Annotated in this window: 12 protein-coding genes and 2 pseudogenes; 8 read left to right on the forward strand and 6 right to left on the reverse strand. The window is 65.1% G+C overall.

Going from position 1 to position 10747, the window contains the following annotated elements; translation table 11 throughout:
- Positions 1-98: 98 nt before the first annotated feature.
- The 4 genes and pseudogenes from BM066_RS07740 to BM066_RS07755 form a co-directional block, all read right to left on the reverse strand.
- Positions 99-587: a MerR family transcriptional regulator gene (locus BM066_RS07740; RefSeq protein ID WP_018061426.1), complete on the reverse strand. Its 489-nt coding sequence runs from the start codon at positions 585-587 to the stop codon at positions 99-101.
- 50 nt (positions 588-637) lie between these two features.
- A complete protein-coding gene (locus BM066_RS07745; RefSeq protein WP_089925952.1) occupies positions 638-889 on the reverse strand; it encodes a hypothetical protein in 252 nt (83 codons plus the stop codon).
- 134 nt (positions 890-1023) lie between these two features.
- Positions 1024-1200, reverse strand: a pseudogene (locus BM066_RS07750) (protocatechuate 3,4-dioxygenase subunit beta); the annotation flags it as partial.
- Positions 1201-1209: 9 nt separating this feature from the next.
- Positions 1210-2094, reverse strand: a pseudogene (locus BM066_RS07755) (acetyl-CoA C-acyltransferase); the annotation flags it as partial.
- Positions 2095-2103: 9 nt separating this feature from the next.
- Between BM066_RS07755 and BM066_RS07760 the strand changes: the two are divergent.
- On the forward strand, positions 2104-2727 hold the full coding sequence (locus BM066_RS07760) for a hypothetical protein (RefSeq protein ID WP_018061429.1): 624 nt from the start codon (positions 2104-2106) through the stop codon (positions 2725-2727).
- A gap of 158 nt (positions 2728-2885) precedes the next feature.
- On the opposite strand, the gene BM066_RS07765 is transcribed toward BM066_RS07760, so the two are convergent.
- Positions 2886-3827, reverse strand: coding sequence for an AlbA family DNA-binding domain-containing protein (locus BM066_RS07765; protein WP_177218400.1), 942 nt, complete (start codon positions 3825-3827; stop codon positions 2886-2888).
- 50 nt (positions 3828-3877) lie between these two features.
- On the opposite strand from BM066_RS07765, the gene BM066_RS07770 reads away from it, so the two are divergent.
- Entirely contained in the window at positions 3878-4531 is a 654-nt protein-coding gene (locus tag BM066_RS07770) for a hypothetical protein (protein ID WP_029669081.1), read from the forward strand.
- 367 nt (positions 4532-4898) lie between these two features.
- Here BM066_RS07770 and BM066_RS07775 read toward each other — a convergent pair whose 3' ends face one another.
- Positions 4899-5975 (reverse strand): LysR family transcriptional regulator, encoded by a 1077-nt coding sequence (locus BM066_RS07775; protein WP_255367516.1) that lies wholly within the window; start codon positions 5973-5975, stop codon positions 4899-4901.
- On the opposite strand from BM066_RS07775, the gene BM066_RS07780 reads away from it, so the two are divergent.
- The 6 genes from BM066_RS07780 to BM066_RS07805 all read left to right on the forward strand — a co-directional run.
- Positions 5919-6797 (forward strand): NmrA/HSCARG family protein, encoded by an 879-nt coding sequence (locus tag BM066_RS07780; RefSeq protein WP_029669083.1) that lies wholly within the window; start codon positions 5919-5921, stop codon positions 6795-6797. The two genes, BM066_RS07775 and BM066_RS07780, sit on opposite strands and share 57 nt — an antisense overlap.
- Before the next feature lie 22 nt (positions 6798-6819).
- Entirely contained in the window at positions 6820-7011 is a 192-nt protein-coding gene (locus BM066_RS07785; RefSeq protein WP_029669084.1) for a hypothetical protein, read from the forward strand.
- A 132-nt stretch (positions 7012-7143) separates the two neighbouring features.
- Entirely contained in the window at positions 7144-7527 is a 384-nt protein-coding gene (locus BM066_RS07790; protein ID WP_029669085.1) for a hypothetical protein, read from the forward strand.
- A gap of 342 nt (positions 7528-7869) precedes the next feature.
- Positions 7870-8814, forward strand: a complete 945-nt coding sequence (locus BM066_RS07795; RefSeq protein WP_029669086.1) for an MBL fold metallo-hydrolase — start codon at positions 7870-7872, stop codon at positions 8812-8814.
- Between the two features lie 13 nt (positions 8815-8827).
- Positions 8828-9211 carry a hypothetical protein gene (locus tag BM066_RS07800; RefSeq protein WP_029669087.1) on the forward strand — a complete coding sequence of 128 codons (384 nt, stop codon included), beginning with the start codon at positions 8828-8830 and terminating at the stop codon, positions 9209-9211.
- Positions 9212-9431: 220 nt separating this feature from the next.
- The coding region (locus BM066_RS07805) for a sensor histidine kinase (RefSeq protein ID WP_304441205.1) at positions 9432-10747 on the forward strand (1316 nt) is incomplete at its 3' end.

A 10747-nucleotide genomic window follows, 5' to 3' on the forward strand; every position in this document is an offset into this window, starting at 1 on the left:
ACGGCAGCCTCTGTCCGGGACAATCGCCTAGCCTATCATCCAGCCTTGAAGTCGCTTTGCACCTCCGCAGGGTTTCAAGGTCGGCGCTGCTTTTTGTTTCAGATCACGCGATCGGCCTCGACCAGAGCCAGGGCCTCGTTGAGAATTTGGGCGCGCGCTTCCACCGCCGTCAGGCGGCGGCGCAGGAATTCTGAGAGATAGGCGATGGCTTGGAGACGTCCCTGGGGCAGAAGGTCCAGAAACTCGCGGATATCCTGAGCCGAACCGCCCAGTTCACGCAGCGCCAACGCCGCTTCGATCCGCACCTGTTGATCGGGCGAATAGAAGCGCACGCCATTGAGGCCCCGTTCAGACTCGGTGATGCCACGTTCCTCCAGGTTGTGCAGCGCCTTGAGGCTGACACCCTGCCAGCGCGCCACCTCGCCGATCTGGGCGCGGGAAGCCGGGCGGGCTTTGCCACGGGCGATCCGCATCAGGGCGCGGGTGCGAGCCTGGGCCTGGCCATCGTCGAGGCGGGTAGGGAGGTCGCCGGAGAAGCCGAGGTCCGGTAGCAGGGCGATCTTGGCGCGGCTGCGCGAGGCGTGCATGGGATGAATGTCTCCTGTCGAAGGCGCTCTCTACTCGGCCAGTTCGGCCATCACCTCAGCGGCCTCTGTGAAGGCGGTGCTGGCCGCCGAGCTGCGGATTCGGCCAAGGTTTCGGCGTCGGGGTGATCGAGGCAGGTCGCGGTGATCTGCGCGGCTGCCGGCGGGTCGATCACCCCGACGTCCGCCTGCGCTTGCGACAGGGAGGACTCGAAGCGCAGGGCCGCGTCCAGCCTGGCCTCGTCACCGAACACTGCAAGCATGACGGGCGAGGTGAAGGGCTGGGCGCGGATCAGGGATGGCAAGGACAGGGCTCCATCGATCTCAGAGGTCGAGAAGGCGGTTTTGCGTTCGCCTCGCAAGACCATGTCGAAGCGGCGTACGGCGAGGCTGTCTGGGTCCGCAGCCTGGTGGGCGACGAGCCTGTCGCGCCGCTCTGAAGGGACGACCCCATCAACCGCGACCAGGCGGCGTTGGACCAGTTGTCTCGGTCAGGGTGTGCCGGGATCCTGACCAGCGGCTGGCGCGGCGAACGAGCCACGGTCGAGGCGTCGGGCGCTTGCCGTGACGGCGGCTGGCGGGCGTCTTCTCGCGAGGAGGGCCGGATCAGGCTCATGACGCTTGCCTAGACGCGCTCGAAAGACAGAGCCGCGCCCTGGCCGACGCCGATGCAGAGGGTCGCCAGGCCGCGCTTGCCGCCGGTTGCTTCCAGTTGGCGAAGCGCCGTCAAAACGAGCCGCGCGCCAGACGCGCCCAGGGGGTGGCCGAGCGCGATGGCCCCGCCGTTGGGGTTCACGCGCTCGTCGTCATCAGTCAGAGACAGTTGGCGCAGCACCGCCAGGCACTGGGCGGCGAAGGCTTCGTTCAGTTCGACAACGTCGAAGTCCCGGATCGATTGGCCGGTCCGCGCCAGGAGCTTGCGGACGGCCGGCACGGGGCCGACGCCCATGACGCGGGGCTCGACCCCCGCGGTGGCGTAGCCGGTGACCCGGGCGCGCGGCGATAGGCCATGTTTGCGCACGGCGGCTTCGGACGCGATCAGCAGGCCCACCGAACCGTCGTTGACGCCCGAGGCGTTGCCGGCCGTGATCGTGCCGCCTTCGCGCACGACCGGCTTCAGCTTGGCCAGAGCATCGATCGTGGTCTCGCGCGGGTGCTCATCGCGATTGACAATGGTGGGGCCGGCCTTGCCGGGAACCTCGACGGCGACAATTTCGCCGTCGAAGAAGCCGCTGGCGATGGCGGCGGCGGCCTTTTGCTGGCTGCGCAGGGCGAAGGCGTCCTGGTCCTCGCGATTGACGCCATAGTCGCTGGCTACGTTCTCGGCTGTCTCCGGCATGGAGTCGACGCCGTACAGCTTGCGCATGGCCGGATTGACGAAGCGCCAGCCGATGGTGGTGTCGAAGATCTCGGCGTTGCGCGAAAAGGCGCTGTCGGCCTTGCCCATCACGAACGGGGCGCGGCTCATGCTTTCGACACCGCCGGCGACGATCAGATCGGCCGTGCCCGAACCGAGCACTTGGCCGAAAGCGCGCTCAGCGAGCTTTACGGGGATGCGGTGCTCAAGGCGCACCAGGACTTCAAGAGCCAGCTCTATGATGGAAGTTTCGGCTATCGGGTCATGGAGAGGCTGCGCAACCACGCCCAGCATCAGGGTCTGGCCGTCAACAGCCAGACCTTTAGCGGACGCTGGCTTTTCGATCCCGAAGAACAGACGCGCCGCCGGATCCAGTCCTTCACCCCGGAACTGGATTTGACCCAAATGGCCTTGCTGCCCAAGTGGCGGGCCCTGGCGGCGCAATACGCCGCCATGCGAGAGGCTGATCCCGAGCTCCCCGAACGGCTCAACCTCCTGAGGCTGGTGCGCGTCTATATGAGCGACCTGGGCAAGATTATGATCTGGCTCCGGGACGGGTTTGACGCGGATTTGGACGCCTGGTCCAAGGCGATCACGGCCTATCGAGATCTCATCCCGGAGCGCGATGAGGCCGCCTCGCTATCGGGCACTCGGGCGATCAGGATTCGCGACTACGAGGTCCTTGAGGAGATGTCGATCTCGGACACCGTGCTGGAAGACATTCGTCAGCTTCAGGACGAGAACCGGCCTCTCACGCGGCACGACCTCTTTGAGATGCGGATTTGAGATGGCCGCCGCGGGCGCTTGGCGGGGTCGGGGTGATGCGGGTCCCGCCTCGGCGCGGCCTCGGTCTTCAAGACCCAGGCGTTGAGAGTCCGGTTTCTGGAGGCGTGCCGCTACACTTGGTTGCGGAGGTCGTGTTCCCGGTCGGGATAATCGGCCAATCAAATCTCAGGCCAAGGATGCATCACTCCTTGCTGATAGACCGGCATAACGCTTACCGCGCCGCGCCACCGGCCAATGAAACCATGCGCGGCGATCCGGATGGAGAATTGGCGGAAATCCGTCTTGCCCGATTTGCTGACAAGGGTCGTCAGCACGTGCTGTTGGCCCTTGAATAACGGCTGATGCGACGTCGGGGTAAAATGATAGACATACCGCTTCCCAGCCCATCGCATGTCCGGGTCTTCCTCAATGGCCTGCCCGACGTACTGCCACGTTGGCCAACTTCCCTCCTCAAAGGTTAGGTCGTCGTGCAGCGTTAGAGTCACCGAGAAGTATTTCACCAGCGCGGGCGACATGTTTTCGATGCGGATTTGGTAGAAAGACACGCCGCCTTCGTTGCTGACGTTCAGGATGTCGGCCGTGATCAGTGGTTCATCTGACCGACGCATCAAATCCTTGATCTCGTGATCGTACATTTTCAGGATTTTACGGTCGTGTCTCCGGTAGTAGACGTGATCATAACGCGACTGGTGCGGTGCCAAGGTGATCGCCTGCGGGACATTGATGACGAAGGCATACCGGCCGTTGTTCAGGCGGACTTCGTGGACGCTCAGGCCGACTATCTGGGGTTCGGTGTTGCCCGTGATGATGTCGGCGATCACGTCGGCTTTGGCGTCGTCCATCGTCACGCCATCGTCCAGTTCGGTCGCGACGTTCGTGGTCTTGTCCTCCCGCATGCCGTAATAGACTCGGCCCCCGGCGGCGTTCGCCAGAGCGGTAATGTCTTTGACCAGCGAGGCGCGGACTTTCTCCTTGGCCGGACCATGGATCAGAATGGCCTCGGACTGTTTGAAGTCCACGGTGAGACTTTCAGGCGTGCCAATCAGGGCCTCAAGGTCGGCTTGGGTCCATTCGGCTAATGGCTTCACAGCGATCCTCACGGCTATCGGTCCAACTGGACCATAGACGGAATCGCCCTCACAATTGGAGGATGAAAAAGCTCTGGGAGACCATCAAGGCGGTTGTCGAGACCATGGGGACGGGGATCACCGTGCTTGGGTTCTTCGGCATCGCCACGGGCGCGGCCTTATTGACCATGCTGAAAGGCTGGTTGCCGCCGGTCACGGCCTTCTACATAGCCCACAGGTTCGCGGTTGGGCTGACGTTCGGCGCCATCATCGCGGGCCTGCTGGTCGGGATGTTCTGGGCCTATGAAACCCGCTTCGGCGAAGCCGCGAGGGAGCGAAAGGCAAAGCTGGCCGCGAAGGATCGTTCCGCCGTGCTGAACGGCGGCTACCTCTTCGTGAACAGCGTGGACGGCCTCATGACACATGTCGATCCCGAGCATGAGGACCGTTGGAGCCGCTTCCACGAGAAAGCCGTGGTCGAAAAGCTCAACGAGGCCGCCGGCCTTGAGGGCGTCTTGAATCGCATGGGCATTCGGATGCACATGGAGCCGCGCCCACAGGGGAGGCTCTATGAGCTTGCTCTGTTTAGTGAGCGGCTATCGCAGCTGCTTCCACTATTGCAGCACAATTTGCTTGAACAGATTGAGCGGAAATCCGGAGAATTCGAAGTAGATGCCCGAAAACGGGCGAGCCATTTTCCGGATGGCCAACAGCGGCTGCTCGAAAACTATCGATGATCGCCAAGGGGCTCAGCACGTGGTGAGTTGGGTGTGGACGTGGGCGTTGGCCAGCCCAAGCCAGCGCCCTGATCGGCCGCGTCTGCGGGGCGAGCGGGCGCGACCGACGCAGGGCTTGCCCTAAGCGGTAGAGGCTGGCGGGCCGGCGCCTCGACGCGAGTGGGAATTGTTCAAACGACCTGCGAGATGCATCGTCCCCCGAGGCGATGGTTCGGTTGTAGTGAGTGGAACGAAGGTTAGCGGCGGCACCAGTTAGTTCCGGCCGGCGGACCAGGCGGCTGGACCTTGGTGCTGAACGTCCAGTTTCTGGAGGCACGCCAAAGGCGGCTCATGGCGCAAGGCAGCATGAATGGGCCGCCCGCACCGTTCAGTTTTGAGAAACGAATACCCTGCTCGGGAAGCTTTGGTCGATAACGTCCAGGAAGGCGCGAACCTTGGCCCCCACCAGACGTCGGGAGCTTTGCAGCGCCCAGATCTCCACTGGCGGCGTGTCCTCCACGCCCCATAGGACCAGTCGCCCCGCGGCGACGTCGTCGGCGACCAGAAGCTTGGGCAGCAGGGCGATTCCCGCCCCCGCTATGGCCGCGTCACGCACCATCAGCAGCGACGACAGGCGTAGCACGGGCTGGGGCTTCATCGTCAGCGTCCCCCCCTCGACGGACCGCATGCGCCAAAGGCGGTTTGGCGGCATGGCGGTGAGCACGACCGCCCCGACCGGGATTTCGCCTGGCTCCATCGCCTCGATAGCAAGCCTGGGCAGGCTTGGAGCGGCCACGATCAGCCGCTCGTCGGTCAGGAAACGTCGCCCGACCAGGCGCTCGTCGGGCGCCGGGTCGATGCGGATCACCAGGTCGAAATCTTCCTCGACCGGATCGACCCGGCGGTCATCGGCGACGATCTCCAGCTGCACGTCCGGATAGGCCAGCGCGAAGCGCGCGCCGATGCGACCGAGGGCCACGTGCGCGAACACGACCGGCGCGCTGACGCGCAGGCGGCCGCGCGGGACCGAAGCGCCGAAAACGATGGCCTCTCCCGCCTCGGTGATCTCGGCGAGCAGCCCCTCGGTGCGCGCATGCAGGGCGCGACCTTCTTCAGTCAGGCGCAGGGTGTGCGTGCCGCGGTCCATCAGCCTAACGCCCAAGCTCTGCTCCAACTCCGCCACCCGGCGTGACAGGGTCGCTTTGGACCTGCCGGAGAAACGCGCGGCGCGGCTGAAGCCGCCTTGGGCGGCCACGAGGTTGAAGTCGGTGAGGGCGGCTAGATCCACGGTTTGTCTCAAATTCGGAACAACTTGTTCCAGATATGCCATCTTCTCCGCAAACCCGGAACGTCTATCTTCAACCTCAAGCCACGGCGCCTTCCGCGCCTCTCCTGAGGAGATTTGAAAATGACGATTCTGGTCACGGGCAGCACCGGCGCCGTCGGCTCCCAAGTCCTGACCCATCTGCAAGGTCAAGGCGCCGAAGTACGCGCCCTGACGCGCTCGCCGGAAAAGGCTCAAGTCCCGGCTGGCGTCATCCCGGTCGGCGGCGAGCTCGGGGACATCGACTCCCTCCGCTCGGCCATGAGCGGCGTCAGCACCCTGTTTCTGCTGGTCCCCAACCTGGCTGACGAGCTGACCCAGGCCATGCTCGCGCTCACTGTCGCGCGTGAGGCCGGCGTCAAGGGCGTGGTCTATCTGTCGGTGTTCAGGGGCGAGGCCTATGCAGACGTGCCGCACTTCGCGGGCAAGGCCACGGTTGAACGGATGATCCAGGTGCTCGCCCTGCCGGCGACCGTGCTGCGGCCGGCCTATTTCATCCAGAATGACCTGCGCCAGAAGGACCTGCTGCTGGGGCCGGGCGTCTATGGCGCCCCGATCGGCGCCAAGGGCGTATCCATGGTCGATATCCGCGACATCGCCGCCGCCGCCGCCACTGAGCTCCTGCGGCGCGAACGTGCGCCGAGCCCGCTTCCCCACGAAACCTACGACCTCGTCGGACCCGACAGCCTGACCGGACAATCCATCGCGGACATCTGGACCGAAACGCTCGGCCGCCCCGTCCGCCACGGCGGCGACGACCTCGCCATCATGGAGCAGCGGATGAAGGCCATGCTACCCGGTTGGCACGCCCTGGATTTGCGCTTGATGTTCCAGCGTTACCAGAGCGACGGCGCGGTGGCCGATCCCGTGGCGATCGAGCGGCTCACGGCCCTGCTCGGCCGCGCCCCGCGATCCTATCGCGATTTCGCCCGCGACGCCGCCGCCCAGTGGGCCGCAGCCTGATAACCGAATCCAGGAGAGCTCCATGGCCGATCTGCGCCCTCTTGTCGCCGAAGACGCTCCTGTCGTAGCCGCGATGGGGCAGGCGACCGCCCCGCACAAGGGGGAGCCGATGGGCTCCGAGGCCCGGCCTATGTTCGACGCGATGATGGCCGCTGCACCGGCCGCTGAGGGCGTCCGTTACGAGACCGGCGAGGTGGGCGGCGTCTCAGGTTAATGGCGCCGCTCTGCCAACCCCAATCCGGGTCGCCGAGGGGGCGCTGGACGCCATCGGCGCGTTTCTGGCGAGCCGCCTCGATGTCTCAAGCGACGAAACCATCCCCACCGCACCACTCCAAGGAGCTTGATCATGACGCGTGTATTATTTGTCGGGCAGAAGCCCGAAACCGTCGATTTTTCCGACCCGTCCCTGCCGCCAGGCTTCGACGCCGAAAAAATCCAGGCGGGCATCGACATCGCGAAGGCGACGATGTCTGAGCGAGGCTGGAACGGTGACCTTTGCATGATCGCCCCCGACGACAGCGGTATAGCGATGCTGGCCGCGCAGTTGGCGAAGGCGAACTACGATTGCATAGTGATCGGGGGCGGCCTGCGCCTGCCGCCCAAGAGTCTGGTGTTCTTCGAGAGAGTCGTGAACGCCATTCACCAGGGCGCTCCCAAAGCCGCTCTCGCATTCAACACCCGGCCCCAGGATACGGCGGAAGCCGCGGCGAGGTGGATCGGCGTGGACTGATGGCGATGAGCGGGGGCCCAACTCAGCCCGCGCCGACCTTCATTGAGGCGACGCGGACGTCGGCGCCCGCGCCTTCAACGGCGATCGCTCAGCGGACGCGCCAGGCGTGGAACGGAGTTTCGCGCCTGGACCAAGGGCTAAGCTTCGCCAGACAAGCGCTTCGTCGGCAAACCACCTTGGCGACCAGGGGGGGCGGCTCTTCATCCGTGCTCGGTAGGCGCCCAACCGTTCGGACACCGCGATCCCCATGGCCGCGGCCCAACTCAGCATGACGAAGCCCTGGCAATATCGGCGGCGCGGACCGCCACCATCTGCCCCTCACAGACGATCAAGGATTAGCCGATGCGCTTTAGCTGGATAGCCTTTCTGGCCGCGACGACCATGGCGACATGCGCGCCCGCAATAGCGCAGGACAGCTCGTCGACCCAAACGGTGTCGCCGGCCAAGACCGGTGTTTGGACTTATGCCGGGACTGGAACCGTCAACACCTATTGGATTGAGACGCCCGGCGGCGGCCTCGTCGTCATCGACGTTCAGCGCGATCTCGTCCACGCTGCGCAGGCGCTGGCGGCCGTCAAGGCGGTGGGCAAGCCGGTGCGTGCGATCCTCATCACTCACGCCCATCCCGATCATTATACCGGGCTTGGCCTATTCCGGCAGGCTTTTCCGGGCGTCCCCGTCTATTCGTCCAAGGCGACAGCCGATGCGATCCGCTACGACACCTATGGTGCGAATGCGGGTACGCAGGCCGATGCGCCCGACATCACGCCGCGCGACTTCGTGGTCCCTGGCATCACCTTCGACGGCGATACGACCTTGCAAATCGACGGATTGACGATCGTCGCGCGTGAATTGGGCGCTGGCGAAGCCCCTGCGACGACAGCCTACTACCTGCCCTCCACGCGAGAGCTGTTCCCCGGGGACGCTATTCTCAACCGGCTCCACGGTCCGCTTAGAGAAGCCCATACCGGCGAGTGGCTCGGCATCCTCGACCGGACCGAGGCGATGTACCCCAACGTCACCATTGTGCATCCAGGGCACGGCGCGTCGGGTCCAAAGGAGCCAATGTTCGACGACGAGCGGCTGTACCTGAGGACCTGCCGCGCCATCGCCGCCGAGGAGATTGCCCGCGGAGGCTTCACAGATGCAGCAAAGGCAGCGACCGTCCGGCGGATCAACGCACGCTTTCCCTACACCAACCCGACGGGCATCAAAGATATTGTGAGCGACAGCGTCGAAGGGCTCTTCCGGGAGTTCTCTCGGCCCTCGTCTGCTCCGCTTCCTTGATGCGAGGGAGCCGATGGCCTTTGCCGGCGAGACCGTGAACGGCGACAACTTGTTGGCCATCCGTGACGCCGATGTTGCGGCGGCCTTCGCCATCGAAGCGCTAGCGCTCGTCGACCACTTCAACTTTCTGGGGCGTGTCGCCGACGAGGCCAAGAAAGCAGGCGTTGCGCCCGTAACGCCGACGACCGTTGCGGGCAAGCGCACGGCCGCCGCCGAGGCGCAGTGGTTCCTGGGTGTCAGGGATCTTGGGCTCGGAAATACTTCGATCCCCAGGATCTACATTGCCGCGACCGTCAGCTGTTTTCCCGATAGGAGATCTGGACGATCGGCTTTGCAATCTCGTGGCGGCCGTTCACGCCGGGCCGCCCGCTGGGCGCCCCGAACGTCCGGTTCTTGAAGTCAGGCTAAGGTCGGCTATTGGCGCCGTCCTGACATGCTCACCAGCTGGAGAATTGGAGATAACAGTGCGACCCGGTAGCCCATGGCCGGATGATGACATCCGCTAAGGGTAGCTACTTAGTTCCCACCATTGCGGCTCGCCACAACTCTGCGTAGACTTCAGAAGCGAACTCTCAACACGGACAACGGTCTTCGACGCCCCGACAAGGCTTGCCGTCATGAACAAGCGGATCGACGTTCCGGCGTTCAGGAATTCCGACTTTCTGTCCGGCGGCGGCGAAATGGCGGAGCTGATCGCCGCCAGCGACTGGTCGAAAACCCCGCTGGGCCCGATCGAATCCTGGCCGCAGAGCCTGCGCACGACCGTGAGCCTGTGCCTGGCCTCGAACTTCCCGATCAACATCATCTGGGGGCCGCACTACAACCAGATCTACAACGACGGCTATCGGGTGATGTGCGGAGCGGCCCATCCTCAGTCGCTCGGAGAACCCTATAACGTGACCTGGGCCTCGGCCTGGCCGGCCATTGGCGACCCCTTCCATCAGGCCCGGGCGGGCGCGACCTCGTTCCTGGACAATCAGCGGATGTTCCTGTTCCGCAACGGCTATCTCGAGGAAGCCTTCTTCACCTTCTCCCTCAGCCCGATCCGCGACGAAAGCGGCGGCGTCGGCGGCGTCTTCCTGCCGGTTATCGAGACCACGGCCAGCACGCTCTCGGAGCGACGCACGCGGTTGCTGTGCGACCTGAGTGGTCGGTTAGGCGAGGCGCGCACGACAGCAGAGGTCTATGCCCGCGCCGTCGAGACCTTCGCCGAGCACCCGTTCGATCTGCCCTTCGTGCTGCTCTATGAAGTCATCCCGGGGGGCGAGGCCTATCGCCTGGCCGGTCATGTCGGCCTGGCCGCGCAGACGGCCAGTGCGCTGGCCGTCCTGCCGTCGGATCCCGACGCGCCCTGGCCGGCGGCTGCGCTTTGCGAGCACGGGCCGATCCTGCTGGAGGATGTTTCGGCTCGCCTAGGCGGAGCGGCCTGCGGCCCCTACGAGGAGGCGCCGCACACGGCCTTGGCCTTCCCGGTCTTCGTTCCGGGCTCAGCGAGGCCAACGGCCCTGCTCATCGTCGGCGCCAGTCCGCGGTTGCCGCTCGATGCGCCCTATCGCGATTTCTTCGATCTGCTGGCGGCCGCCCTCGCCGCCGGTCTGGCCAACGCCAAGACCTTCGAGGACGAGCGTCGTCGCGCCGAGATGCTCGCCGCCCTCGACCAGGCCAAGACGGCGTTCTTCTCCAATGTCAGCCACGAGTTCCGCACCCCGCTGACCTTGATGCTGGGACCGATCGAGGACGCCCTGGACGAGGCCGCCGACCTGCCGCCGGCCCAGCGCGAGCGGCTCGACATCGCCCATCGCAATGCGCTGCGCCTGTTGAAGCTGGTCAATTCCCTGCTCGACTTCTCCCGCGTCGAGGCCGGCCGCACCCGGGGGCGCTTCGAGCCGACCGATCTGGCCGCGCTCACCGTCGAACTGGCCAGCAACTTCCG

It is taken from the genome of Caulobacter sp. UNC279MFTsu5.1 (assembly GCF_900114015.1).
In the GTDB taxonomy this organism is placed as follows: domain Bacteria; phylum Pseudomonadota; class Alphaproteobacteria; order Caulobacterales; family Caulobacteraceae; genus Caulobacter.